This window comes from Weizmannia sp. WK01, assembly GCF_025905465.1.
In the GTDB taxonomy this organism is placed as follows: domain Bacteria; phylum Bacillota; class Bacilli; order Bacillales; family Bacillaceae_C; genus Weizmannia; species Weizmannia faecalis.
Window position 1 is genome coordinate 3395355 of sequence record NZ_CP109616.1, and the last position, 26805, is coordinate 3422159.

The 26805-nt window shown below is 44.8% G+C and carries 27 protein-coding genes and 1 pseudogene; 11 read left to right on the forward strand and 17 right to left on the reverse strand.

The window, feature by feature from the left end; translation table 11 throughout:
- Positions 1-126 precede the first annotated feature (126 nt).
- Positions 127-342, forward strand: a complete 216-nt coding sequence (locus tag OF158_RS16090) for a DNA-binding protein (RefSeq protein WP_035183276.1) — start codon at positions 127-129, stop codon at positions 340-342.
- A gap of 81 nt (positions 343-423) precedes the next feature.
- On the opposite strand, the gene OF158_RS16095 is transcribed toward OF158_RS16090, so the two are convergent.
- The 4 genes from OF158_RS16095 to OF158_RS16110 form a co-directional block, all read right to left on the reverse strand.
- Entirely contained in the window at positions 424-615 is a 192-nt protein-coding gene (locus tag OF158_RS16095; RefSeq protein WP_017551807.1) for a YbxH family protein, read from the reverse strand.
- 133 nt (positions 616-748) lie between these two features.
- Positions 749-1756 carry an ABC transporter substrate-binding protein gene (locus tag OF158_RS16100; protein ID WP_014096845.1) on the reverse strand — a complete coding sequence of 336 codons (1008 nt, stop codon included), beginning with the start codon at positions 1754-1756 and terminating at the stop codon, positions 749-751.
- Between the two features lie 15 nt (positions 1757-1771).
- On the reverse strand, positions 1772-2533 hold the full coding sequence (locus tag OF158_RS16105) for an ABC transporter ATP-binding protein (protein WP_014096844.1): 762 nt from the start codon (positions 2531-2533) through the stop codon (positions 1772-1774).
- Positions 2534-2538: 5 nt separating this feature from the next.
- Positions 2539-3612 (reverse strand): FecCD family ABC transporter permease, encoded by a 1074-nt coding sequence (locus OF158_RS16110; RefSeq protein WP_014096843.1) that lies wholly within the window; start codon positions 3610-3612, stop codon positions 2539-2541.
- Between the two features lie 230 nt (positions 3613-3842).
- Between OF158_RS16110 and OF158_RS16115 the strand changes: the two genes are divergently transcribed.
- Positions 3843-4403, forward strand: coding sequence for a hypothetical protein (locus OF158_RS16115; RefSeq protein WP_013860643.1), 561 nt, complete (start codon positions 3843-3845; stop codon positions 4401-4403).
- A 246-nt stretch (positions 4404-4649) separates the two neighbouring features.
- On the opposite strand, the pseudogene OF158_RS16120 reads toward OF158_RS16115, so the two are convergent.
- Positions 4650-4904, reverse strand: a pseudogene (locus tag OF158_RS16120) (transposase); the annotation flags it as partial.
- Positions 4905-5019: 115 nt separating this feature from the next.
- A complete protein-coding gene (locus OF158_RS16125) occupies positions 5020-6306 on the reverse strand; it encodes a DHA2 family efflux MFS transporter permease subunit (RefSeq protein ID WP_071646872.1) in 1287 nt (428 codons plus the stop codon).
- 665 nt (positions 6307-6971) lie between these two features.
- On the opposite strand from OF158_RS16125, the gene OF158_RS16130 reads away from it, so the two are divergent.
- Genes OF158_RS16130 through OF158_RS16140 form a run of 3 tightly spaced genes read left to right on the forward strand, consistent with a single transcriptional unit; the run spans position 6972 to position 7625 of the window.
- Entirely contained in the window at positions 6972-7211 is a 240-nt protein-coding gene (locus OF158_RS16130; protein ID WP_017550688.1) for a helix-turn-helix transcriptional regulator, read from the forward strand.
- On the forward strand, positions 7195-7398 hold the full coding sequence (locus OF158_RS16135; RefSeq protein WP_014096839.1) for a hypothetical protein: 204 nt from the start codon (positions 7195-7197) through the stop codon (positions 7396-7398). Before OF158_RS16130 ends, OF158_RS16135 begins: the two co-directional genes overlap by 17 nt.
- Before the next feature lie 29 nt (positions 7399-7427).
- Positions 7428-7625, forward strand: coding sequence for a DUF4177 domain-containing protein (locus OF158_RS16140; RefSeq protein ID WP_014096838.1), 198 nt, complete (start codon positions 7428-7430; stop codon positions 7623-7625).
- A 124-nt stretch (positions 7626-7749) separates the two neighbouring features.
- Here the strand turns inward: OF158_RS16140 and guaA are convergent, their stop codons facing one another.
- From guaA to OF158_RS16165, 5 genes are all read right to left on the reverse strand, one after another.
- Positions 7750-9303, reverse strand: coding sequence for a glutamine-hydrolyzing GMP synthase (guaA, locus tag OF158_RS16145; protein ID WP_014096837.1), 1554 nt, complete (start codon positions 9301-9303; stop codon positions 7750-7752).
- A gap of 593 nt (positions 9304-9896) precedes the next feature.
- On the reverse strand, positions 9897-10724 hold the full coding sequence (nadE, locus tag OF158_RS16150; protein ID WP_014096836.1) for an NAD(+) synthase: 828 nt from the start codon (positions 10722-10724) through the stop codon (positions 9897-9899).
- Between the two features lie 175 nt (positions 10725-10899).
- A complete protein-coding gene (locus OF158_RS16155) occupies positions 10900-12366 on the reverse strand; it encodes a nicotinate phosphoribosyltransferase (RefSeq protein WP_014096835.1) in 1467 nt (488 codons plus the stop codon).
- Between the two features lie 28 nt (positions 12367-12394).
- Positions 12395-12949 (reverse strand): cysteine hydrolase family protein, encoded by a 555-nt coding sequence (locus OF158_RS16160; RefSeq protein ID WP_014096834.1) that lies wholly within the window; start codon positions 12947-12949, stop codon positions 12395-12397.
- Positions 12950-13038: 89 nt separating this feature from the next.
- Entirely contained in the window at positions 13039-14103 is a 1065-nt protein-coding gene (locus tag OF158_RS16165) for a dipeptide epimerase (protein ID WP_014096833.1), read from the reverse strand.
- Positions 14104-14316: 213 nt separating this feature from the next.
- Here OF158_RS16165 and OF158_RS16170 point away from each other — a divergent pair, with 213 nt between their 5' ends.
- From OF158_RS16170 to OF158_RS16180, 3 genes are read left to right on the forward strand one after another with little or no spacing between them, the layout of a single operon-like run.
- Positions 14317-15993: a DUF6044 family protein gene (locus tag OF158_RS16170; protein ID WP_014096832.1), complete on the forward strand. Its 1677-nt coding sequence runs from the start codon at positions 14317-14319 to the stop codon at positions 15991-15993.
- A gap of 30 nt (positions 15994-16023) precedes the next feature.
- Positions 16024-17028: a glycosyltransferase family 2 protein gene (locus OF158_RS16175; protein ID WP_014096831.1), complete on the forward strand. Its 1005-nt coding sequence runs from the start codon at positions 16024-16026 to the stop codon at positions 17026-17028.
- A 31-nt stretch (positions 17029-17059) separates the two neighbouring features.
- The gene (locus OF158_RS16180) at positions 17060-17449 is read left to right on the forward strand and encodes a GtrA family protein (RefSeq protein WP_014096830.1); all 390 of its coding nucleotides are present in this window, start codon (positions 17060-17062) and stop codon (positions 17447-17449) included.
- A gap of 453 nt (positions 17450-17902) precedes the next feature.
- Here the strand turns inward: OF158_RS16180 and groL are convergent, their stop codons facing one another.
- The gene (groL, locus tag OF158_RS16185) at positions 17903-19528 is read right to left on the reverse strand and encodes a chaperonin GroEL (RefSeq protein WP_014096829.1); all 1626 of its coding nucleotides are present in this window, start codon (positions 19526-19528) and stop codon (positions 17903-17905) included.
- 53 nt (positions 19529-19581) lie between these two features.
- Positions 19582-19866 carry a co-chaperone GroES gene (gene groES / locus OF158_RS16190; RefSeq protein ID WP_014096828.1) on the reverse strand — a complete coding sequence of 95 codons (285 nt, stop codon included), beginning with the start codon at positions 19864-19866 and terminating at the stop codon, positions 19582-19584.
- A gap of 368 nt (positions 19867-20234) precedes the next feature.
- On the opposite strand from groES, the gene OF158_RS16195 reads away from it, so the two are divergent.
- Together OF158_RS16195 and OF158_RS16200 are read left to right on the forward strand one after the other, a co-directional pair.
- Positions 20235-20963: a CPBP family intramembrane glutamic endopeptidase gene (locus OF158_RS16195; RefSeq protein ID WP_014096827.1), complete on the forward strand. Its 729-nt coding sequence runs from the start codon at positions 20235-20237 to the stop codon at positions 20961-20963.
- Entirely contained in the window at positions 20963-21157 is a 195-nt protein-coding gene (locus tag OF158_RS16200; protein WP_017550687.1) for a YdiK family protein, read from the forward strand. The genes OF158_RS16195 and OF158_RS16200 overlap by 1 nt, the downstream gene beginning before the upstream one ends.
- A 36-nt stretch (positions 21158-21193) precedes the next feature.
- On the opposite strand, the gene tatC is transcribed toward OF158_RS16200, so the two are convergent.
- Both tatC and OF158_RS16210 read right to left on the reverse strand, forming a co-directional pair.
- Positions 21194-21958 carry a twin-arginine translocase subunit TatC gene (gene tatC / locus OF158_RS16205; protein WP_014096826.1) on the reverse strand — a complete coding sequence of 255 codons (765 nt, stop codon included), beginning with the start codon at positions 21956-21958 and terminating at the stop codon, positions 21194-21196.
- Positions 21959-22108: 150 nt separating this feature from the next.
- Positions 22109-22792 (reverse strand): redox-sensing transcriptional repressor Rex, encoded by a 684-nt coding sequence (locus tag OF158_RS16210; RefSeq protein WP_014096825.1) that lies wholly within the window; start codon positions 22790-22792, stop codon positions 22109-22111.
- A 314-nt stretch (positions 22793-23106) separates the two neighbouring features.
- On the opposite strand from OF158_RS16210, the gene OF158_RS16215 reads away from it, so the two are divergent.
- Positions 23107-25026 carry an ABC-F family ATP-binding cassette domain-containing protein gene (locus tag OF158_RS16215; RefSeq protein ID WP_014096823.1) on the forward strand — a complete coding sequence of 640 codons (1920 nt, stop codon included), beginning with the start codon at positions 23107-23109 and terminating at the stop codon, positions 25024-25026.
- 304 nt (positions 25027-25330) lie between these two features.
- On the opposite strand, the gene tsaD is transcribed toward OF158_RS16215, so the two are convergent.
- Complete coding sequence (gene tsaD, locus OF158_RS16220; protein ID WP_017550684.1) at positions 25331-26347, reverse strand: tRNA (adenosine(37)-N6)-threonylcarbamoyltransferase complex transferase subunit TsaD; 1017 nt, start codon at positions 26345-26347, stop codon at positions 25331-25333.
- Positions 26348-26803, reverse strand: a complete 456-nt coding sequence (gene rimI, locus OF158_RS16225) for a ribosomal protein S18-alanine N-acetyltransferase (protein WP_014096821.1) — start codon at positions 26801-26803, stop codon at positions 26348-26350.
- Positions 26804-26805: the final 2 nt, after the last annotated feature.

The following is a 26805-nucleotide window of genomic DNA, read 5'->3' on the forward strand; positions in this document are numbered from 1 at the left end:
TGCGGGAGCTGGGCAAACATGGCCGTGTGGGGGATATAGCACGGTTATATTTCTTAATGGGCAGCTAAAAAATTCTTTTAAAGGGTATAATCAATCATAATGGCACCTTATTGAAGGAGGAATATTATGGAAAATATGACCGTTTACGCCAAAAATGCAACCGATCCATCCCAAATTCAGTTGATCGAGCATGAATTGAAAAAGATGGACGGGATTGAGCGCGTATTGTCTGATACAAATGACAGAGAGATCAAAATTGAATTTAACCCCGGACAATTGACGCAAAGAGAAATCATCACAAAAATGCAGGAACTGAACGTTCATCTGATCCTGGAAGAATAGGGTAATGCCTGGCAGAGTGCAGTAAGGAAAAACCCAATTTGCCTGTATGGATTCAGGTAAATTGGGTTTCGTTTTGACGAACTAGAGATGTTTTTCATGCAGATAATGATTTACCAATTCTTCTATTAAATCATGCTGGGGATAGTCACCATTAAATTCGAATCGGATTTCTTCAATAAATTTTTCTCCATGATAAACATGAATGGCACCGGTTTGGCTGACCACACTGAACTCCGGTTCAAAGGTATACCCATTATGCTTGATTGCACCCATCCTGTATCGTTTCCTTTCCACCATCATTTTTGGTTTTAACTATAGGATGCTGGAAATTACAAAATGCATGCATCGTAATCATATGGGCTAATGTTCTTCCCTTGTTTCCCAACTTTGGGTTACGGAGAAAAACCTATTTAAATTGATCAGGGTACATTTCCTTTGCCAGTTGTTCTATTCCATCGAGTGTGTTGTAGCTGTAGCCGAAAAGCTCATTATAATCCATCGCGTAAACTTGCTTATTTTTGATTGCTTTCATACTCGATAATTTGGGATTTTCATAAAGAGCCTTTTTGACCTTATCGGCATTGTTTTCCCAATTCAGTACAATCAATACATCGGGATTGGCTTTTACTAATTGCTCTACACTAACAGTCCCCCGCACATTTTGAAATATGTTTTTGAGTTTTAACATACCAAAAGCATTATTGAAAAAAGTTTCATTATAAGCAGAGTAGATGTTGATTTCTTTCGGATCGGACATGTGTAAATAGGCGAATGTCTTCGTTTCTTGAATGCCTGACAGTTCCGATGTAATCTTCTTCTGGCGCGCCTTTAATTTGTTGGAAAATAGTTTTGCTTTTTCCTGGACATTAAAAATTTTTCCGAGATTGTCAATATCTTTATATATTGAGTCATAGGTCCCGCCCGGAATGGATGATTCAAGAATATAGGTATGAATCCCCATATCATTCAGAGAATCAACCGTTCCGACACCCCAGTCGGCATTATCGAATAAGCCGCCGCGACTGACAATTAAGTCCGGGTTTGTCCCAAGCGCCGCTTCTTTTCCGACATACGAATTACTGAGTATCTTTAATGAAGCATAGTCTTTTTCAACCGATTTGTCCGGGGCGCCAAAATTCCCGCCTACCCCGACAATCTTATCTTTCAGGCCAAGATGAAGGAGCAGTTCCGCCGCCGTTCTTGTCGTAACCATCACCCGTTTCGGGGCTTCCTTGAATACCTGATCCTTTTTCTTATATGTAGTGCCGCCCTCTGCTTTTGTATAATTATGAATCGTCAGCGGATAATTCGACTTGCTTTTCATATTTTTTTCCGACCCGGTCGTTTCCCTGTTCCCGCAACCCGCAAGGACAAGCAGTGCGATGAGGCAACCGGCAAAGATTCCTTTTTTCATGTCTGTCCATCCTCCTTAAAGTTCGTATGCAAATCCAAGCCGGTTGGTCACAGGATTCACATAAGTTTGACATTTGATTTCATACAATTCCTCAATTAATTCCGAGGTCAGCACTTCTTCCGGTTTTCCATGTGCATATACTTCTCCGCCTTTCACGGCATATAAATAATCGCAATAGGCGACAGCCAGATCCAAATCATGGAGAGCCGCCAGCACACTAATGCCAAACTGCTTGACACAGGAAAGAATTTCGATTTGATGGCGAATATCCAAATGGTTGGTCGGTTCATCGAGAATCATTAAGTCCGGCTGTTGGGCTATGGCACGGGCAAGAATCACCCGTTGCTTTTCCCCGCCTGATAATGACAAATAGCTGCGTGTTTTATATTCAAGCAATTGCGTTTTCCTTAATGCCTCTTCAACAATTTTGTAATCGTCCGGCTGGTCCGATTCCAGTAACTTCTTGTGCGGTGTCCGCCCCAACAGCACCATTTGCTCGACTGTTAAATCAAAATTCATTTCATTGAACTGCCCTACTACGCCTAAATGCCTTGAAACTTTTTTTGCCGAGCTTTTCAGTACATTAAGGTCATCTAAAAAAACGCTCCCATTTTGCGGCACAAGACTTTTATAGATACTTTTGAGCAAAGTTGACTTCCCGCATCCATTCGGGCCTACTAAACCGACAAACTGTTTATCTTTGACAAACACGGACATGTTTTTGATGATCTCTTTCCTGCCTCTTTTTACTTGCAGCTTTTCCGCCGTTAAATCCACTTCCCTCAACCTCCAAATTGATAGCCTTTTTTCACAATCATATAGATAAAGAGTGGGGAGCCGATCACTGATGTAATGATGCCGATGGGCAATTCTACATTTTGGATTAGAATTCGGGACAAAATGTCCGCCCATATTAAAAAGAGCCCCCCTGAAAGGATTGTTGCCGGAAGCAGCTGTTTGTGATCTGCGCCGAAAATACCCCGGCAAATATGCGGAATGATCAGACCAACAAATCCGATTGTGCCGGCATAAGCAACCATCGTACCCGTTATCAATGCTGTGACCACCATGTAGAGCTTGCGGAATAAACTTAAATGAATGCCCAATGTGACGGCAGACTCATCACCGAGTAGCATCGTATTTAACACACGGTGCTGAAAAAGAAAAATCAAAGAGCCGATCAGGACCACAACAGACAAAACCGGCACCTTTTCCCAGCTCGCCGATGCAAGGCTTCCCATTGTCCAGAACGTAACGTCTTTAATCCCTTCTGCATTGTTGGCAAAGTAAATCACAAGGCTGGAAAAAGAACTGCACAATGCTCCGACAACGACGCCTGACAATACCAGTTTTACAGATGTTGCTTTTCCGCCAACACTTGACAAAAGCAATACTGCTACGGATGTTGCCATCGCACCCATAAAAGCGCCAAATGCAATGCTAAATGTGCCAAACAAGGCATTGCTTCCAAACCCGATCAAAATGACAATGGTCGCACCAAGCGTTCCTCCTGAAGAAATCCCGATAATATATGGATCAGCGAGCGGGTTTTGCACAACTGCTTGCATCACAATCCCGCACAAAGAAAGGCCCATCCCAATCAATAAAGCAAAAATAACTCTGGGCATTCTGATTTGATAAATGATATTAAAATAGGAGGAGTTTTCCATCCCTTTAATGTGCCCCATTTTGCCATTTGTCAGGACGTGCAGCAAAACATTCATTGATTTTTCAATTGGTATGTGGACCGTTCCAATTGAAACCGAATAAATGGCGGAAAACGCAATCATACAGATAAGGAGAAAGATAACAGGATAATAAATTTTCCCGATTACACCGTTGCTCGTCCCTTTCAAAAAAACACCTCCTTTTTGCTTCTAATGATAATGAAAATCATTATCATTTATACATCCATTTATCATTATAAATGCTTCCTTGTAAACGTCAAGCAGATTTTTGTGTATTCATAAAACTTTTTAGGTGCCTAAATTGCAACATTAAATGCAATACTTAATGAAATACCCGTAAACCTGAGATATAATAAACTGTGTTATGAAGCAATAAAACTAAATAGGTAGGGGATATAATGAAAAAGCAAATTATTCATGTCACAGTTGCGAGTTCTATTTTGTTTAGTGTGTCTGTTCCTTTTACAACTCATATAAAAGCAGCAGAAGTATCTAATCAGCAAGAAAATGTTCATTTAACAAATACTGAAACTCAAAACTTATTAAAGTTACAAAATGAATTGCAAGCTCATGGAATTGCTGAGACAGACATTGTAAATGGGATTCAATCAAGTTTATCTGGAGAAGACACTGAAAACCATGTTGTTACAACATTTGGCGTGAAATCGAAAGCAGCTAAAGTAGCGGCAAAGTCCATGATAAAAAAACTCAAAAAAATTGGTAGAATCTCATGGGATAGAACTGTAAGGAATTATGTTAATAAACTGCCTATTTCAAAAGGCTCGAAAAGTACCCTGAAAAAATATTTAAGTTACGAATTTGTAATGAAGACCCTTAATATTGTGGTAGACTTTGAGGGCACAATAACGAATGCACTAACAACTCAATTAAAAAATATGGGTGTACCTAGTTGGTTAGCTGGAACAGCTGCAAGAGCATTGGTAACCTTATTACTTTGAGAGAATAAGGATATAGGAGTGGGTATTCTATGGAGTGGTTCTTAAAATCATTGATAATCATAACAGGAGTATATGTTATTGCCAATATCCTTTTTGATTTAAATTTCAATCCTGAAATACATATTGTAACAAAAATCATTCAAGCTTTGTTCTTTCTATTGTTATTAATCTATGTTGTTTTTTTTAAGACCGGATCAAAAAATAAATAATTGGAGCTTGCTGAACGAATCAGATACAAGCCCAGTTTTAAAATATAAAATAGTAAAGTGCAAATATTTCAAAAATAGCCCTGAGGTTTCCCTCCAGATTCATTTTGAGAAACTGAAGGGCTACTACTGTTTCACTGGTCTCCTGAAAGCATGTTCGAATAAGGCTTAACCCGCACCTGTGCTTACCTTCGCAAAAATCTTCCTTCAGCGGCGCTACGTTCAGAGGTATCCTGTCCTGCAACACGTTCTAAGGTTTTTCTTCCGTTTTGTATGGACGCCCCAACTTTGGCCCCCCAAAGAAACAAAAACAGGTGAACCGCACCCTCAGTGGGTTAAAATAGTTTTAGGATTAACATCTCACACTGGGAGGTTCACCTATACATAGCATAATTAAATATAAAGAAAATTTATTTTATTTCGTTGGTTGAAAGTCGCTTTGCATTCTTTCGTACAAAAGCGCATGCTATACAAGCCAAAGCAATAGCAGCCATCGGCAATAATAAACTTTCACGCAATGCTGTTAAATAACCACTTAAATGGCCGCCAAATTTTGTTGAAATATCAAAGACCGATTCAAATTCCGAACCATGATTCATGGCAGAAATTCTATTTTGTAATAAAGCCCCAACAGCCGCACTGCCTCCAACTGTTCCCAATTGGCGGACAGTATTCATCACCCCGGATGCTGCACCTGCAACTTCATCCTTCACTTCTTTCACGGCAACTGCTGCCGTCGGTGAAATTAATAACCCGTTTCCAAACCCAGTAATCACCATCGACAACATAAATTGCACCCAATAGTTATGGCCATTCATGATAAAAATAACCCATATCATCCCGATCAGGGTCAGCGCTAATCCTGCAAGCACAAGGTATTTCCCACCTATTTTATTTGAAAATTTTCCGGCAAATGGAGATACACACATGGAAATAAGTGATGCAGGAACTAACGTAAGTCCCGCCCTAAATGCATCATATCCCAAAATGGACTGAAAATATATCGAGAGAAGCAGCATTAACCCAAGGACGCCAATAGAAAAAAAGACTCCTACCACATTCATTAACGTGTAATTACGATCTTCAAACAAAGCAAATGGAATTAACGGATCCCGCTTATGACGCAATTTTTGTTGAACATAGAATATGATAAAGATAACTACGGAAATAATAAGAATGCCGACAATGTACATGGACCATTTAAAGTGTTGGCCTTCAATTAATCCATAGGTTAAAAATAAACACGATAAAGAAACCAAGAGAACCCCCATCAAGTCAAGCTGTTGTTTTGCTGAATTTCGGATTTCCGGGACAAATAGATAAGTGAATATAAAGATCAATACTCCGATTGGAACATTTATATAAAAAATCCAGCGCCAGCCTAACACACTGACTATGAATCCGCCTAAACTCGGACCTGCAACAGCAGCAACTCCACCTACCATTCCCCATATTCCAAGGGCCGTTCCACGACGCTCGGAAGGAAATAATCGTATAATAAATGTCATTGTCTGCGGTAAAAGCAGAGCTGCACCAAGTCCTTCTATAGCCCTAAATACAATGAGTTCCAAAGGGCTTGTGGAAAGTCCGCATAACAAACTAGAGATGGTAAAAAGGACAATTCCAATTGAAAACAATTGTCGTATACCAAATAGATCGCCAAAACGGCCGGCCGTAATTAAAAAAACGGCAAGCACCAATATGGTATATATTTAGAACCCATAGCGCCTCATTAATGGATGCATGTAATGTTTCCATTAAATTCGGAATCGCAATGTTAACAATTTGTAAATCCAATTGAGTCATAAAAAAACCAAACGAAAGAATCGTCAACACTAACCAGGGATTTCCCTTCCATTTTTGAATATCAAGCATTTTTTCACCTCAAATCTATTAATTGTTCAAGAACTGCAATGGGCAGACCATCCTCTCAGCAGAGTAACAATGGCTAATACAGAACCAGTAGCATTAATTACGTTTACAACCCATCTCGGTGCAATCATCTCTGCACGATGCAGAATTTCAATTACATCCATCTTTTAAAAATTAGAATGGCTAAAGTAACAGCTGTAGCGGCAACTAAAACCATAACTGCCTTTGAACTTTATGATTTAAGAAGTTGACCTTTCAACAATAATTGCATCTGTATCCCTCCCTTCATTTTTATTACTGTATGGCCACCAATCCCCCTAGCAATCTCTATATTATATTTTCATATCCGAAAAATAAATAATATTTAATAAAATGTAAATTAAGATGCTTTAGAAATTATTGTGTAAAAAATATTTGACATTTTGTTTGTAAGGGGATACAATAATGCCAGCACAGATGTAAAAAATTTTTTACACTAATTGGTGATTATATGCAAAATAACATTAAAAAATACAGGAAAAAGAAGCAGATGTCACAGGAAGAGTTGGCAAAAAAATGTAATGTCACACGACAAACCATAAATGCTATTGAGAATAGCAAATATGACCCTTCTCTTCGTTTAGCGGTACTCATCTCACAAATTTTAGAAGTAAGGATAGATGAATTGTTTATTTTTGATTGGATAAATAAAACTATTAAAAGGAAAGATGAAAATGAGAAAAATGGATGAAATGGAAAAGGATCATTCCGGAAAAGCAGCAAGACTAGCATTTAGCTACTATACTTTGGTTTTACTCATATGGTCCCTTGTGGATTGGTTTAAAACCAAAAGCACTGGAATAGAATTTCCAATTCTTATGATTGGTTGTGCCATTTATGCTGGAGTACAAGTATATTTGCTTCGAAAAACAAAATAAATCATTTATTACAAATTTCAGGAAGAATAATGTACCGTTATAAATTTGTTAAGATAAAAATCAATCGGTGGAAAGGACAACCGGAAGTCGACTACAGACAAATTATAAAGGAAAATGCATCGGAAGGTTGGGGGTTGGTTCAAATATTTGCCCCTCCTATTTCCGGGTTTGGGGCAGCAGACCATTTTGAATTAATTTTTGAGAAATATATTGAAAACCCCAACTGAAAAAGTATAGTGAAATAACTGGTGGTGAAATCAAGTTAAAAGAATGCTTTCGCTATTTAATTGAGCTGACATAGAAAAAAAACAGCGATCCCTTAATATTCCTAGGATCGCCGTTTTCCTGTTCCTACTCCCACTCAATCGTAGCGGGCGGTTTGCTTGTAATATCATACACGACGCGGTTGACGTGCGGGACTTCGTTGACGATGCGGGTGGAAATTTTTTCGAGCACTTCCCACGGAATGCGCGCCCAGTCAGAAGTCATGCCGTCGATGGATGTGACAGCACGGATGCCGATGGTGTAATCATACGTGCGCGCATCGCCCATGACACCAACGCTGCGGATGTTCGGCAATACCGTAAAATACTGCCAGATATCGCGGTCGAGGCCGGCTTTTTTGATTTCTTCGCGCAAAATAAAATCAGATTCGCGCACCATCTCGAGTTTTTCTTCCGTAATCTCGCCCAGCACGCGGATGCCGAGACCCGGGCCCGGGAACGGCTGGCGCCAGACAATTTCGTCCGGAATGCCGAGTTCAGTGCCGACTGCGCGCACTTCGTCTTTAAATAATGTATTCAGCGGTTCAATTAACGTAAACTGCATGTCTTCCGGCAGACCGCCGACATTGTGGTGCGACTTGATTGTCTGGGCAGTCGTTGTCCCGCTTTCGATGACATCGGTATACAACGTTCCCTGGGCAAGAAAATCAATCCCTTCGAGTTTTGCCGCTTCATCATCAAAGACATAAATAAATTCATTTCCGATGATTTTCCGCTTTTGTTCCGGGTCGGAAACACCTTTCAATTTTTTCAGGAACCGTTCTTTCGCGTCGACTTTAATGACGTTCATATTAAAGCCTTCTGAGAAAGTTTTCATCACACTCTCTGCTTCGCCTTTACGCAAAAGACCGTGGTCCACAAAAATACACGTGAGCTGGTCGCCGATCGCTTTATGGATCAATACCGCGACAACGGAAGAGTCAACCCCGCCGCTTAAGGCGCACAGCACTTTCTTGTTCCCTACCGTTTGCCGGATTTTTTCAATTTCCATCTCGATGTAGTTTTCCATTGACCAAGTTCCGCTGCATCCGCAAATTTTAAAAGCAAAATTGCGCAAAAGTTCATTGCCGTAAACAGAATGGCGTACTTCCGGATGGAACTGGACGGCATACAAATGTTTGTCCGTGTTGCTCATTGCAGAAATCGGGCAGTGGTCACTGCTTGCATCTACCGTAAATCCGGCCGGTACTTCCGTCACAAGATCCCCGTGGCTCATCCAAACCACCTGATCTTCCGGAAGCCCGTCAAATAACCGGCCCCCGTTTTCGACATGAATCGTTGCTTTTCCGTATTCACGCTGACTGGCGGGTTCAACTTTGCCGCCATATTTTTTTGCCATAAGCTGCATGCCGTAGCATATTCCCAGAATCGGCACGCCAAGATTAAAAATGTCTTCATCAACATGGAATGCGTTTTGGTCATAGACGCTGTTCGGGCCGCCCGAGAAAATAATGCCTTTCGGGTTCATGGCCTTGATCTCTGCCGCTGTCAAAGTGTGCGGATGGAGTTCGCTGAATACGCCAAATTCGCGGATCCGGCGTGTAATCAGCTGGTTATACTGGCTGCCAAAATCCAAAACCACAATTTTTTCTATATCTTTCACATCGAATGTTTTTACCATTGATTTTCCCCCATGTACTTTTATCTAGAAACGAAATCTGATCTTTAAAGCAGGATTCCGGCTCGGCTTTTTTAAAAATGTGAAACTGCCTGCGTCGGTTATCCTCAGTATACAGCATTTATATTTTGGCAGATTTCCGCCGGGTTTGTGCCTTAAAAGCCACACCATGTTCACTTTCCGGCTGATGTTTGCCGGGATTCTTTACTTACAGCTGTAGTACGTTCACTTTTCATCGGAATTTTGGTTCGTTCCTTAACGTAGAAGCGTTCTATGTGAACTTTGCATCGGAATTTTGCGCGCTTCCTTAACATAGAGGCGCTCTAGGTGAATTTATCACCGGATTTTTGCCTCGTTCCTTAACGTAGAAGCACTCTACGTGAACTTTGCATCGGCATTTTGCACGCTTCCTTAACATAGAGGCGCTCTAGGTGCACTTTTCATCGGAGTTTTGCGTGCTTCCTTAATGTAGAAACCTTCTACGCAAACCTAGGGCCTAATTTTAGCTCGTTCTACGCACATAGAGCCAACCGCCCTTGTGAACTTGCGGCCAAAATTTTGCCGGGTTCCTCCGCGCTGGGAGCCCGGCTTTATCATTATTTCCAAAAATCATCAAAAATCGTAATCGGCATATGGCGTTTGTGTTGTCCTTTTAAATACCAGGACTCGATGGTGGCTTTTGCTTTCGGGGAAATTTCTTTGCCTTCCAGGTAATCATCAATGTCATCATAGGTTACCCCTAATGCCACTTCATCGGCAAGCTGCGGACGATCGTCTTCAAGATCAGCTGTCGGCGTTTTTAAATAGAGCCGTTCCGGACAGCCGAGTTCTTTCAAAAGCATTTTGCCTTGACGCTTGTTTAACCTGAAAATCGGAACAAGGTCCGAGCCGCCGTCGCCATATTTTGTATAAAATCCGGTCACATTTTCAGCTGAATGGTCGGTACCGAGCACGACACAATTTTCCATCGCAGCAATGCTATACTGGACTTTCATTCTTTCACGCGCTTTTTCATTTCCTTTCGCATAGTCGGAAAGGACGATGCCCGCTTTTTCCAGGGACGCTTCGCTGGCATCAACGGCCGGCTTGATGTTCACGGTGATGTCCTTGTCCGGCTGGATAAACTGGGCGGCCAGTTCCACATCATCCGCATCTTTCTGTTCGCCGTAAGGAAGGCGTACTGCAATAAACTTGTATTCCTGGTTGCCGGTTTCTTCTTTCATTTCGTTGATGGCGATCTGCGCAAGCTTCCCTGTCAAAGTGGAATCCTGGCCGCCCGATAAACCAAGCACGAATCCTTTCAGGAACGGGTATTTTTTTAAATAACTTTTTAAAAAATCAACACTTTTACGGATTTCTTCTTTCGGGTCAATGACCGGTTTTACTTTCATTTCTTCCACGATTCTTTTTTGCATTGCGTCCATTTTTTTATCCTCCTTATCCGCATCTATATAAAATGAACGTAAGGATTTACATCAAGCCCGGTCGCCATTTGCATAATGGTTACTTTTTACAGCAGGCAACAGAGCCGCGATATTTTGTTCATTTTATATATTGTTCTTTTGACACAAAACAGATGGAAAAAACCACCATCATCATTTAATCTTCTTCAAGCCGAATCACTTTTTGCCGCACTTCTTCTATATTGCGCATTTTGTTGTCCCAGCATTTTTGGCTCAAATCGACCGGGTATTCTTCAGGATTGAGAATGCGTTTATATTCGTCCCACAACAGGTCCAAATTATCTCTCGCATATTGTTTGATCGCATCCAGCGGCGGAAGTTCGTATACGAGCCGCCCCTTTTCATAGATGGTTTCATGGATATTGATGGCTTCAAAGTTTGTGACATATTTGCTGATAAAGGTATGGACAGGATGAAACATCTTCAGCCGCTTTTCCGCTGCCGGATTTTCGTCCTGCATGGAAATATAGTCGCCCTCCAGCTTGTTTGTCCGTTTGTTTAAAATACGGAATACTTTTTTCAGCCCCGGTGTTGTCACTTTTTCGGCATTGCTTGAAATTTTAATCGTATCCTGCATTTCCCCGTTCCCGTCTTCGATGGATACCATTTTATATACCGCACCGAGCGCCGGCTGGTCAAATGCCGTAATCAGTTTCGTCCCAACGCCCCATGCATCAATTTTCGCACCCTGGGCTTTTAAATGGAAAATCGTATATTCATCCAAATCACTGGATGCAAAAATTTTCGCATCCGTAAATCCGGCTTCGTCGAGCATTTCCCGTGCCTTTTTCGATAAAAAAGCCATGTCGCCGCTGTCCAGGCGGATACCAAGAAAATTGATTTTATCGCCAAATTCTTTTGCCACTTTGATGGCGTTCGGCACGCCCGAACCCAGTGTATCATATGTATCGACAAGAAAAATGCAGTTCTTATACGTTTCCGCGTATTTTTTAAAAGCGGTGTAATCATCCCGGTATGCCTGCACCATCGCATGGGCGTGCGTGCCACTCGTCGGCATGCCGAACACTTTCCCGGCCCGGACATTACTTGTTCCGTCAAATCCGCCGATGTAAGCCGCTCGCGTTCCCCACACGGAAGCATCCAGTTCATGGGCGCGCCTTGAACCAAATTCGAACAAGGCAGCATCATCACCGGCGACTGACCGGATTCTCGCAGCCTTTGTCGCAATCAGCGTCTGGTAATTGATGATATTTAAAATGGCGGTTTCGATGATTTGTGCTTCAGCCAAAGACGTTTCCACCTGGATCAGCGGTTCGTTGCCAAAAACGAGTTCCCCTTCGCGGACGGAGCGCAACGTTCCGGTGAAGCGCATTTCTGACAAGTACTGCAAAAAATCCTCGCTGTAATGGCCGGTGCTGCGCAAATAGGCAATATCTTCTTCAGTGAAGTGAAAGTGGTTCAAATAATCCACAATTCGCTCAAGCCCCGCAAAGATGGCGTAGCCATTTCCGAACGGTATTTTTCTGAAAAATGCTTCGAACACCGCTTTCCGGTTGTGGATACCGTCTTTCCAATAGGCCTGCGCCATGTTGATTTGGTATAAGTCTGTGTGAAGCGCTAAACTGTCATCTTTAAAACGCATGCTCTCGAATCACTCCTACCTAATGGGTTTACCGCACTTCCGCTCCGAGCGAACCTTTAAAATGGCTTAATGCCCATTTGTGCCCGTCCGGATTAAAACTTGCCACCGCGTTTTCGTGGACCACCAGCTTGAATCCTTTATTGTAAGCATCCACTGCCGTATGCAGCACGCAAATGTCTGTGCATACCCCGCATAAATGGATTTCTTCTATGCCCCGTTCCCGCAGCCGCAGCTCCAGATCCGTCCCGCAAAAAGCGCTGTAGCGGGTTTTATCGATCACATGAACGTTTTTCTTCCCTTTCCACGCTGTAAAAAGCGGCTGCAGTTTCCCGTACAGGTCGCGCCCGGGTGTGCCTTTGAGATTATGGGGAGGGAACAATTTCGTTTCCGGATGATAAGGATCATCTTGTTCATGGCAGTCGATCGCGAAGACCACGTAATCGCCGTTTTCAAGGAATGACTTCGTAAGCGCCACGATGTTTTCTTCAATCTGCTGCCCCGGTTTGCCGCATGTCAACCGGCCGTCGTCAGCTACGAAGTCATTGGTATAATCAATATTGATTAACGCTTTTCGGGCACCCATATGGATCCTCCGTTCATTTTAAATTATCCTTATTGTACACGAAAGTTGGCTTCCGGCAAAATGTTTCATGCAGGAAGTTTATGGATAACCTACACAGGCTGGACGATGCCGATACCAGGCTGATCAGAGAGCAGGACGTCCTCGCCGTCATAGGTTAAATGATCCGGTTCTTCAGACAACCAGAGTGGCGCGTCCAGATCCATATAGACAACATTCGGATGGGCGGCCGCAAAGTGGGCAGCTGCCGCCACGGAAAGTGATGGCTCCATCATGCTGCCAACCATGCATTTCACACCGTTTGCTTCTGCAATGTCGGCAATTTTCCACGCTTCAGAAATTCCGCCGCATTTCATCAGCTTAATATTGATAAGGTCGGCAAATCGGCCCGCGATCAATTTCAGCGCGTCTTTTGCCGAAAACAGGCTTTCATCTGCCATGACCGGCAGCTTTGTTCTTTCCGTTACAAACTTTAACCCTTCCCAATCATCGGCACGTACCGGCTGTTCGACAAACTCAATCCCGAAATCCTTTTTTTCCAGCTCTTGTAAAATTTGCACCGCTTGCTTCGGTTCCCACGCCTGATTGGCATCAAGGCGCAGTTTGACATCAGGCGAAACAGCGCGCCGGACCGCTTCAATCCGTTCGAGATCGATTTCCGGATATGTGCCGACCTTGATTTTCAACAGATGAAACCCGGCCTCCACGCTTTTTTCCGCATCCCATGCCATTTTTTCGGGCGTATCCACTCCGATTGTCATGGAAGTCCGGAGATTTTTCTGCCCGCCAAGATAGGCATACAGTGGAATGTTTAACCATTTGCTGTATGCATCGTAAAGGGCAATGTCGGCAGCAGCTTTTGCACTTGTGTTGCCCGTACAGCACCGCTGCACTTTTTTCAGGGCTTCCTGGAAATCACGCAAATCATGCCCGGAGAGCGCCTCCTTGATAGGCCCTGCCGCAACAGACATGATGCTTTCGGTTGAATCGCCTGTAATGACAACAGTTGGCGCAGCTGCCCCTGTACCTTTTATGCCATTGTCCAGTGTGATTTCCACTTCAATGCTGTCAATTTCATTGGCTTGCCGCAATGCTGTTTTAAACGGAACGAGCAGCGGAATGTTCCGGTAATGCACTTGCACATCTTTTATGATCATGGCAGCTTCTTCCCTTCATCCTGGCATTTTAAAGCCAATTTATGCTGGTTTTATTATATCATTAATAACGGGCCGGTGATTTAAACCCCGCATCATTTTTGCCTGTATTTTTTTGTGTGAACTTTTCCCTGGTTGCCCGCGTCTATTCAAACGTGCTTATGGAGAGAAGGGACCATACATCCAAAAATAGAAACGGGATGGTGTCAGACCGGAATGAAAATCAGTAATCATGAAAAAAATGCTTTATGGCTGGCCGTATGGATGCTGGCCGTCTACCTTTCGCCAATGTTTATTCTTGGCGGCAATATGCATATCCGGGTCCACGACAACCTGGATTCGAATATCGCCTGGTACCGGGTGCTCGACCGCAGCGGAGAACTGTTTGGCCCTCTGAATGCAACGATTCCGCAAATCATGAACGGGTTGCCGCGAAATGCGTTCGGGACGGAATTCAGCGGAATCCAGTGGCTTTACGCCCTGTTCCCTCCGGTCATCGCTTATACATTTAGCCAGACGATTACAAGAGTCTTTGCTTTTTTAGGAATGTACCTGTTGCTAAAACGGCATTTCGTGCAAGGGCAGGACGGTTACTTTATCAGGGTATGGGTATCTCTTGCTTTTGCGATGACCCCGTTTTGGCCGTCCGGCATGTTAAGCACATTGGGGATGCCGCTTGCGCTTTGGGCTTTTTTAAACATCAGGAACCGGCAGGCCACATGGAAAGAGTGGCTGGCGCTGACCCTTTTGCCTTTTTACTCCAGCTTTGTGCTCGGGTTCTTCTTTTTTCTGGCGGCGATGGGACTTTTGTGGATACGGGATGTGCTTGTGAAACGGGAGCGCAACTGGCCGTTCTTTTTTGCAATCGGCTGGATGCTGGTGCTGTATTTAGGGATTGAATACCGGCTTGTGTATTCCCTTGTCTTTTCCCATGAGCCGACAAGCCGGAATGATTTTGTTAGCTCGAAACTCGGCTTTTGGCACACGCTCCGGCTTGCGCTAAAAAATTATGTGTTCGGGCATACACATGATATGACCGTGCACACGTTTGTCATTCTGCCGTTCTCTTTTATCGCCATGTGGCTGATTTATAAAACAAAAGCATGGAAAAAGGAAAAACGGTATGTGCAGCTTTTTATGCTGAATGCCGTTTTATCGCTCTGGTATGCTTTCTGGTTCAACAAGGCATGGGAACCGTTAAAAGAAAAGATCAGCCTGCTGAATACGTTTAACTTTGCACGGTTTCATTTTTTGCGGCCGCTTATCATTTATACGATGTTTGCAGTGGGGGCATGGTTTCTTTGGAAACGCGGCAGAAAGTGGAAGGCATTCGTAAAATTTTGCCTCATCGCCCAGGTGGTTGTCCTGTTTGCGTTTAATCCTGAAATTTATTATCGTGTTGCCGGGAAACCTTCGTTCAACCAGTTTTACGCGACGGGCCAGTTTCACGAAATCGGCCGCTATATCGGCAAACCGAAAAGCGCTTACCGCGTCGCCAGCATCGGGATCCATCCGGCCATTGCCCAGTACAACGGTTTCTACACCTTAGATTCTTACAATAATTATTATCCGTTGTCTTATAAAAGGAAATTCCGAAAAATCATTGCCGGGGAACTGGAGAAAAGCCCGCAATTAAAAACGTATTTTGACCAGTGGGGGAACCGCTGTTATATTTTTGTCAGCGAACTGGGCAAGCATTATGAATTCCGGAAAAACAGCGGCGTCAAAATCCATCATCTTGCCATCGATACAAAAGCGTTTGAAAAGCTTGGCGGGCGGTATATTTTCTCGGCTGTCCCGATCCAAAACGCAGAAGAAGAGCATTTGCGGTTTTTAAAAACTTTCCGCAATGCCGACTCGGCGTGGACCATTTATTTATACGAAGTAAAGTAAGCATCATGCTGGTAAAGGAGATGCTGTAGAATGAGTCAATATCCGAAATTAACGATTGTTGTTCCTTGTTATAATGAAGAAGCCGTATTGCATGAAACGATGAAGCAGCTGTCAGAGGTGCTCGAATCTCTGATCCAGTCCAAACTGATTGCAAAAGACAGCACGCTCTTGTTTGTCGATGACGGGAGCCGCGACAAAACCTGGCAGATCATTGAATCCGCTTCGGCCCGCCATCCGTTTGTAAAAGGCATTAAACTGTCGCGCAATGCCGGGCACCAGAATGCGCTGCTTGCAGGGCTTACGGTCGCCAGTGAGCATTCCGACTGCGTCATCTCCATTGATGCCGATTTGCAGGACGATATCCGGGCGATTCGGGATTTTATGGAAAAATATTGGCAAGGCTACGATATTGTATACGGCGTCCGCGACAGCCGGGAAACGGACACTTGGTTTAAACGGACAAGTGCGCAAGGGTTCTACTGGCTGATGGGAAAAATGGGGATTCAGCTCGTGCCGAACCATGCTGATTTCCGGCTGATGAGCAAGAGAACATTGGAGGAACTTTTAAAATATAAAGAAGCAAATCTGTTTTTGCGCGGGATTATCCCTTTGCTCGGGTTTCCTTCTACGAAAGTGTATTACGACCGAAAAGAGCGGATGGCCGGGGAATCAAAATATCCGTTAAAGAAAATGCTCGCTTTTGCCCTGGATGGCATTACGTCTTTCAGCATAACCCCGGTCCGCTTTGTGACGGCCCTCGGGTTTGTCACGTTTATTTTAAGTGCGTTTGTCGGCCTTTATGCCCTTATAGAGGAGCTTGCCGGCCATACCGTCTCCGGTTGGGCTTCCCTGATCATCTCTATTTGGCTCCTTGGCGGCCTAGAGTTGATGGCGGTGGGGCTGATCGGGGAATACATCGGCAAAATTTTTAAAGAAGTCAAAAGGCGCCCGCGCTATACCATTGAAACGAATTTATATAAAAACGAGAAATCTTCTTTCGTCTTAAGCCAAAACAGTGATACAATGAAAACTTGAAAACACAACTTACGAAAGGTTTGCTGGACCCATGCTCAAACAATATGCCGCTTTTCTTAAGTTTTGCATTGTCGGCGCCGGAAATACGCTTGTTGATTTTCTCGTATTTTTTCTGCTCACCTCCGTCCATGTGCCTTATCTGGTTGCACAGGCATGTTCTTATACGGCCGGCATGGCAAACAGCTATTTGCTGAACCGGTTTTGGACGTTTCAAGTAAGAAAAAAAGCAACATGGGCTGAAGCTTCACGGTTTATCGCCGTCAATTTAATTGTCTATGCGCTGACTTCCCTTCTGCTTTTCCTCTTTCACGAGCAGTGGGGCTGGCCGCTTTTATACGCGAAGATCATTGCCACACTGGCAGGGATGGCTGTCAATTTTCTTGGCACAAGGCTCTGGGTATTCCGTGAACACGCGGAATAACCGGGCCGGCATCCCTAAAAAAACCGGCTTGCCTTCTTTCTGTCACCTGTTCAGGCCCTTCATTTCGCGCCCACCACGCTTACGTTTGCCGCTTGCCTCACCCGCCATCATTAGCGGCTTATGGGCATAGCCTTCATTCCGCAATCACTTTTCTCAAACACTTCCCTCTATTTTGCAACCATCTTACTTACGGTTTATACGCTTCCCTTCATTTCGCAATCACCCCGTACAGGACTCATGCCGCTTCCCTTCTTTTCGGCTTTTGCCATTTCAACACCCCTGTTCATTTGTAAGCATACACAAAGCGTGTATGAGAAACAGAAAAAAGAGGCTCCCGGTCACTTCCCGGGAGCCTCATTAAAAATGTAACGATCTAAAACATGAACCGAAACATGGAATGGTACAGTTTTGAACGTCTGTAAAAGCCGTTATCCCAGCATTTTCAGGCGCTTATTACATCATGCCGCCCATGCCCATGTCAGGGGCGCCGCCGCCTGCAGGTGCCGGCGGTTCAGGTTTGTCGGCAACAACTGCTTCTGTTGTAAGCAGCATTGCAGCAACAGATGCAGCATTTTGAAGTGCGGAACGGGTTACTTTCGTCGGGTCCACGATACCCGCTTCAATCATGTTGACCCATTCTCCATTGGCGGCATTGTAACCAATGCCGACATCTTCTTTTTTCAGGCGTTCGACAATGACTGAACCTTCAAGGCCGGCATTTTCCGCGATTTGGCGTACAGGTTCTTCTAAAGCGCGTGCAACGATATTGATGCCTGTTTGAACATCGCCTTCTGCTTGAATGGAAGCAACTTTCTTGATGACATTGATCAGCGCCGTGCCACCACCAGCTACAATGCCTTCTTCAACAGCAGCGCGCGTAGAGTTCAAAGCATCTTCAATGCGCAGTTTGCGTTCTTTTAATTCGGTTTCTGTCGCAGCACCGACTTTGATGACCGCTACGCCGCCGGCCAGTTTTGCAAGGCGTTCTTGTAATTTTTCACGGTCAAATTCGGAAGTCGTTTCTTCCAATTGCATGCGGATTTGGTTTACACGTGCGGAAATTGCAGCAGAGTCGCCTGCCCCTTCAACGATTGTCGTTGTTTCTTTTGTAACAACCACTTTTCCGGCACGGCCGAGTTGGTCAATGGTTGCAGATTTCAAATCAAGGCCGAGTTCTTCTGTGATCACTTCGCCGCCTGTCAGGGTTGCAATATCTTCGAGCATCGCTTTGCGGCGGTCACCGAAGCCAGGCGCTTTTACCGCAACGGCATTGAATGTGCCGCGCAGTTTGTTGACAACGAGTGTTGCAAGAGCTTCCCCTTCAACATCTTCCGCAATCAGCAACAACGGTTTGCCTTGTTGGACAACTTGTTCCAGAACAGGCAGGATTTCCTGGATATTGGAAATCTTCTTGTCTGTAATTAAGATGTAAGGGTTATCCAGAACAGCTTCCATTTTGTCGGAATCCGTTACCATGTAAGGCGATGCATAGCCACGGTCGAACTGCATTCCTTCCACAACGTCCAATTCCGTTGAGAAGCCTTTTGATTCTTCAATGGTAATAACGCCATCGTTGCCCACGCGTTCCATTGCTTCAGCGATCAATTCGCCGACTTCTTCGTCAGCAGAGGAAATTGCAGCAACTTGGGCGATGGAAGCTTTGCCTTCGATTGGTTTCGAAATGGCTTTTAATTCTTCGACAGCAGCCGCAACTGCTTTTTCAATCCCTTTGCGGATGCCAACCGGGTTTGCACCTGCTGTTACGTTTTTCAGGCCTTCACGGATCATTGCCTGTGCCAGAACAGTTGCAGTGGTTGTACCGTCACCAGCTACATCGTTCGTTTTGCTGGCCACTTCGGAGACAAGTTTGGCACCCATGTTTTCAAACGCGTCTTCGAGTTCAATTTCTTTTGCGATCGTGACACCGTCATTTGTGATCAGCGGAGAACCGAATTTCTTTTCCAGAACGACGTTACGTCCTTTCGGGCCCAATGTCACTTTTACAGCATCTGCCAGTTTATCCACACCACGAAGCATACCGCGGCGGGCTTCTTCGCCGAATTTAATTTCTTTTGCCATTTATAAAACCTCCTCATGTCATATCGTTATTTCTATGTTTCAACAAGCCAGGCTTATTCCACAACCGCCAGAATATCGCTTTCACGAAGGATTAAGTATTCTTTTCCGTCATATTTCACTTCAGTGCCGGCATATTTCGAGAAGATGATGCGGTCGCCTACTGCTACATCGATGGCAACACGTTCACCGTTATCAAGGGTACGCCCGGAACCGACAGCCACAACTTTGCCTTCCTGTGGCTTTTCTTTTGCCGTGTCAGGCAGGACAATACCGCTTGCTGTTTTTTCTTCCGATTCAACTAATTCAATGACAACGCGATCACCCAGTGGTTTTAACACGTGAAACAACCTCCTTAATTCGTATTATGTAAAATTTTGTCCATTATTAGCACTCGCATAAGTTGAGTGCTAACACATTTATTATAATAAATAATTCCTTGCTTTTTTGCAAGTCTCTCATCCAACTTTTTTTATTTTTTTCGGGCCCTGCATCCTTTAAAGAGCCCCGTCAAAGGATGCCGGTTGCGCGCCTCCATTTCAGCCGCTTGCCCTTTTATAAGTATGCTTGATCACCATCCGGATATGCAACTGAAAAGGCTGGCTCTGCGCACGGCATTTGAACCCCGCCCGGTTCAATAGTACAATGAACATATTGGACGAATTTGCGATCCTTTAAACTTTGAACTGGCAAGAAAGGAAAAGAACGCGTGAAAAAAGAGTATGTGTATATTCTCGTGACGTACATCCTTATGCTGCTGTCCGGCGCCGTCGGGTATCCGTTGCTCTACTATGCCGGGGTGAACGTTTTCCACGAACCGGCAGACAGCATGCGGACATTGACGCCCCCGCTTTGGACCGTCATCAGCTTTATCATCGGGCTGATCATCGTCCTGTACTTTTTAAGAAAAGCCGCAAAGAAAGAAACAGACCGGACTGAACCGCTTCCGGCCGCGCCATCCGCCATATGGGCAATAGGCGGCGTCTTTCTTTGTTTCTTTGCCCAGACTGCAGCCGCGATCATTGAATCATTATTCGGTGCCCCGGCTGCCTCCAACAATACGCAGCAAATCATGGCGCTGATTGAAAGATTTCCGCTCGTCATCCTCATCAGCTCGATCGCAGGGCCGATTCTCGAGGAAATCGTTTTTCGGAAAATCATTTTCGGCACGCTGCGCAGGCGCTTTTCATTCCTTTTATCCGGTATTGTCAGCTCGGTTATTTTCGGACTCGCGCATACCGAACCGAGCCACTTGTTTTTATATTCCCTTTTAGGGCTGACGCTCGCTTATTTATACGAGAAAACAAACCGGATCACCGTTTCCATGTTTGCGCATGTTTCCATGAACACGATTGTGGTCGTGAGGCTGCTTTTGCACCCGTCCGTTCTGCAGACATCCGTACATGAAATTTACAGCTCAATTGGAGGACTTCTATAATGAGACCACTTTTTTCAGGGATTGTAAACTGCCTGCTCGGGGCTTTGTTCACTTATTTTGCCATTCAGCAGGTACAAGTGGGCGGCTGGGGCTTTTTTTCTTATTTACTGCTGTTGATTGCAACATTGGATCTGGGTTCCGGCATCAGGCTGATCTTTCTCCATTTCAAGCTGAAAAACTCAGTGAAAAAATAAAAGCCGTTTTCCGGCTCCGTCCGGAAAACGGCTTTCTTATTCAGAAGCAATCGTCTGTTCATCCATTGGCATTTCTTTTGCCGCTTTTTTGGCATTGCGGTACGCCATTTTCGAAATCAGTGTGCTTGCTTCATACAGCAAAACGAGTGGAACAAAGGTAATCAGCTGCGAAAACACGTCCGGCGGGGTGATGATGCCGGCAGCTGCAATCAAAGCAAGATACGCATATTTTCTTACCTTTTTCAACAGTCTCGGCGTAATGATGCCAAGCCGGGTCAGAAACAGGACCACGACCGGCATTTGGAACACAAAGCCAAACGGAAGCGTGATCTCTAGCAGAAACTGAATATACTCCCGGATCCCGATCACCGCACGAATGCCCATTTCATTTGACAAGCCCATCATAAACTTCACCATCAGCGGACAAAGCACGAAATAGGAAAAAGAAACGCCGGCTATAAAAAGCAAGATGGAAACAGGAATGTAACTTAATGTCAGTTTCTTTTCTTTCTCATACAGCCCCGGGCTTATAAACGCCCAAAGCTGGTACAAAATCACCGGCAGGGTCAATAGGCATGCGATCACAACCGAAACTTCCATAAAAACCTTAATAGGATCGGTTACCCTGAAGGCATTCATCGTGAACATGCCGGCATTTTTGGCATGCTGCAAATAACGTATAACAGGTTTTGCGGTAAAAAAGCCAACAACCAGGGCAAACAGAAAGAAAATGAGAACGGTAATTAACCGCTTTCTCAATTCCTGGATGTGTCCGGTAACCGGCATTTTTTTCGTATTCATCGCCGTTCCCCTTTAAGTGCCGGCGTTGAATCCGCCCTTTTCCCTTTGCACGCCACAGCCAAATCCGGCCATTGCCATTTGCGCCTGCATTCCGTTTTCAATCGGGCCACCCCCTGTACCCACTATGATAACGGAAAAAAAGCTTTTTGGCTATGGCTTCGCAACCGGCTCTTTTGTTTCTTTCAAATTTTCTTCATCATTTGAATAATGTTTTAAAAAGTAGATCAGTGCCTGCAGTTCCACGGCCAGGTCAATATGATGGACGCGGATATCCGGCGGCACGTTCAGCCGGGCAGGTGTAAAGTTTAAAACGCCTTTTACATTTGTACTGGCAAGCTCGTCTGTCACTGCCTGGGCACTGGAAGCGGGGACCGTCAAAATCACAACCGTCACATCTTCCGCGCAAAGCCGTTCTCTTAATTCGTCCATGCTGTAAACAGGCACATTGCCAACATGGCTCCCCACCTTCCCGGGGTCATTGTCAAATGCCATCACAATCCGTGCGCTGTTATTCTTCGAAAAATTGTAATTCAAAAGGGCTGTACCGAGGTTCCCAACGCCAACCAGCGCTACATCTGTGATCTCATCCTGGTTCAGCGTCTTGCCGAAAAAAGACAATAAATATTTTACATTATAACCATAACCTTTTTTTCCAAGTGCCCCGAAGTAGGAAAAATCCCTGCGTATCGTAGCGGAGTCGACTTTCACCGCTTCACTCAGTTCCGCCGAGGATACCCTTTGCTTGCCAAGTGTATATAAATTTCTCAGGTACCGGTAATATAATGGAAGCCGTTTTGCAGTGGCTTGCGGTATTTTTACTGATTCATCCTTCATGTGAAATCCCCCAAGTTGAAAGCTTAAGTTTTTTGTGCTGTTGGTTCCAATCGTGCGTCCATTCCAGAATGGCAGCGCTGCCATTCTTCATTATAATATTACTCCTATCTGAGCAAAGAAAAAATATGTTTTAAAAAAATGCCTGCATGCGTCTTTTTCTCTCTCCAACTATGTTAAATATATCACAAGTAAGCATTTTTTTCATGGGTTTTTACGAATTTATGTGAAAAGTTTTTTGACAAATTCCGATCACGCCGGTTGAGTTGCAGTTCGCCTTCCTGTACACTTACAATGGTATAGAGGTGAACATAAAGATGATGTTGCTGCAAGTTCAACAAGTCACAAAATATTATGGCGCTGAACTTATTTTATCGGATATAAAATTAGAAATTCAAACAAAAGACCGGATTGCCTTGGTCGGGAGAAACGGGGCCGGCAAATCGACCCTCCTGAAAATCATCGCCGGCCAGCTTTCTTATGATGAAGGTTCCATCATTATGCCGAATGGTGTCGAAATCGGTTATCTCGCCCAAAATACCGGACTCGAATCGGATCTGTCCATTTGGGACGAAATGATGTCGGTTTTTAAAAATTTGCTGGATATGGAAAAACAGCTTCGCGAATACGAACAAAAAATGGCCGACCCTAAGATTTATAACCGCCCGGCGGAGTATGAAAAAGTGCTGCATGCTTATGATACTTTGCAGACACGTTTTAAAGATGAAGGCGGATATCAGATCGAAGCGGATATCCGGTCCGTTCTGCATGGCTTCCGTTTTGACCAGTACGACTACAACACCCCGATCCGGACATTAAGCGGCGGGCAAAAAACACGCCTTGCATTGGCGAAATTGCTGCTCACAAAGCCGGACATCCTCATTTTGGATGAGCCGACAAACCATCTCGATATCGAAACGCTCACCTGGCTGGAGCAATATTTACAAGGCTATGAAGGCGCCATTCTGATCGTGTCCCATGACCGTTATTTTCTGGATAAAGTCGTCAACCAGGTCTATGAAATTTCAAGGCATTCCATTAAAAAATACCACGGCAACTACAGCCGGTATCTGGAACAAAAGGCCGCCCAGTACGAGCGAGAGGTCAAACAATATGAAAAGCAGCAGGAAGAAGTTGCGAAATTGCAGGCATTCATCCAAAAAAACATTGCCCGTGCCACCACGACAAAGCGGGCGCAAAGTAGGAGGAAACAACTGGAAAAAATGGAATTGATGGACAAGCCGCTTGGCGATGAAAAATCTGCCCGGTTTTCGTTTGAAATTGCCAAACAAAGCGGGAACGAAGTCCTTCATGTCCGGGATGCTGCCATCGGCTACGACGGGGAGCCGGTTGCCAAAAACATCCATCTTTCAGTCAAAAAACAAGACAGTGTTGCCCTTGTCGGCCCGAACGGCATCGGCAAGTCAACGCTTTTGAAATCGATTATCCGGAGAATCCCGCTGATATCCGGCACGATCGAATATGGCTCCAACGTTATGACCGGCTATTACGATCAAGAACTGGCCGACTTATCTTCCAATAAAACGGTCCTCCGGGAATTATGGGATGCATACCCGCTGAAAACAGAAAAAGAAATCCGCACGGCACTCGGGAATTTTCTTTTTTCCGGCGATGACGTTTTAAAAACCGTCTCATCCTTAAGCGGCGGCGAAAAAGCCCGGCTTGCCCTCGCCAAATTGATGCTGGAAAAGGCGAACTTTCTAATTTTAGATGAACCGACAAACCACCTTGATTTGGACAGTAAAGAAGTACTGGAAAATGCGCTCATCGATTACCCGGGAACGATTTTGTTCATTTCCCACGACCGCTATTTCATTAACCGGATTGCCACAAAAGTGGTGGAGCTCTCGCCGGAGGGAACCCGTGAATTTCTCGGCGACTATGATTATTATGTGCAAAAAAAAGAAGAAATGCTGGAAATTGCACGCCTGGAAAACACGAAACAAGAAAAGGTTAAAGCGGAACAGCCGGCGAAAAACAACTACCGGCAGGATAAAGAAGCAAAAAAACGCGAGCGGCAAAAAAAGCGGAGGATTGAAGAAATTGAAACAAGAATTGAAACGTTGGAAACAGAAATTCATGACCGGGAAGAAAAAATGGCCGACCCGGAAATCTTTCAGGACCATATTAAAATCCGCGAGCTGACAGAAGAACTGGAGCAACGGAAATTGGAGCTGGACGCGCTGATGGAAGAATGGGCAGAACTGGCGGAGTAATGTTTGGACCTGTGTGGAAATTTTCTGCACAGGTTTTTATTTTGGCATCTCGCGCCATGCACAGATTTATGCACAGGCGGTATATTGATTTCTTGCTTTCCAAAACGTTTTTCCACAAAATCCACAATTATCAACAGATTTATCCACAATACCCACAGCCTGTCCGGAAAAAATTTTAAAAGTTTTACACAAGTCCAATCATTTATCAACAACTTTTCCACAGATTGCGCACAATTCCCCTGCATATCTCCAAAAAAAACCGGTGTATGGACGATTCCCATACACCGGTTTTTCACAACCCTGTTTAAAAGTTTTCAATGTCCAGCCCGGGATAAGCATTTAAGTCAAGGGAGCTTCTTTTTCCCTTTTCAAAAAGCACCGTCCCGCATGCGGCAATCATCGCCGCATTGTCTGTGCATAACTGGATCGGCGGGATGCGCAACGCCACTTCAGGGAGATCCCGGAATGCTTCTGAAAGGGCAGCGCGCAATCCTTTGTTCGCGGCAACACCGCCGGCGACCAGCACTTCTTTGACGCCAAACGCTTTTACCGCCTCCACGGTTTTACCGACCAATACATCAATCACACTTTGCTGGAAGCTTGCGGCCATATCTTCAGGCCGGATGCTTTCCCCGCGCTGCGCGGCATTATGGAGGGTGTTAATGACGGCTGATTTGAGCCCGCTGAAACTGAAATCATAAGTCCCTTCCAGCCAGGATCGCGGCAAATCAACATTTGGCTTTCCTTCATGGGCAAGCCGGTCAATCTGCGGACCGCCCGGATAAGGAAGGTTCAACGTTCGTGCTACTTTGTCATAAGCTTCCCCTGCCGCATCATCTCTCGTTTCGCCGATTACTTCAAACTCGGCATGGCCCTTCATCAGCACAAGCTCCGTATGACCTCCTGAAACGACAAGCGCAAGCAGCGGAAACTTCATTTCATGCCCGATCCGGTTCGCATAAATATGGCCGGCAATATGATGGACACCGACAAGTGGAATCTGATGCGCGAAACTGAGCGCCTTTGCGGCATTGACGCCAACAAGCAACGCGCCCACAAGCCCGGGCCCTTCTGTCACGGCGATCGCATCCAGGTCTTTAAAAGCCGCGTCTGCCTGCTGCATCGCTTCCTCAATGACAATGGTAATTTGCTCGACATGGTGGCGGGATGCAAGCTCTGGCACCACCCCGCCGAACCGTTTGTGGCTTTCAATCTGAGAAGCGACCACATTGGAAACAATTTCCGTCCCGTTTTTAATGACAGCTGCAGCCGTTTCATCGCAGCTCGTTTCTATGCCTAATACCAACAAATCTTTTTCCATTTATAAATTCACCCACATCACAATTGCGTCTTCATAATTATCCGTGTAATAGCCTTTCCGGATGCCGCCTTCCCGAAATCCGAGCTTCCTGTATAAGGAGCGCGCAATCATATTGCTGACGCGTACCTCCAGGCTGAGCGTTTTGGCATGGTTCAATGCGGCGTAAGCCATCACATTTTTTAACAGCGTCTCTCCCAGTTTCCGGCCTCGGTACTCCGGGAGCACCGCAAGATTGGTCACATGCGCCTCATCGACAATGACCCACACGCCGCAATAACCGATAACCTTTTCATTCTCGACAAGCACAAGATACATGGCAAAATGATTATGAACCAGTTCGTTGTAAAATGCTTCACGTGTCCACGGCATTGTAAAAGAATGCATCTCCACATTGTAAATTCCGTCCAAATCTGCAAGCGTGGCTTTTCGCAGCGTTATTTTCCCCGTTTTTTCCATTT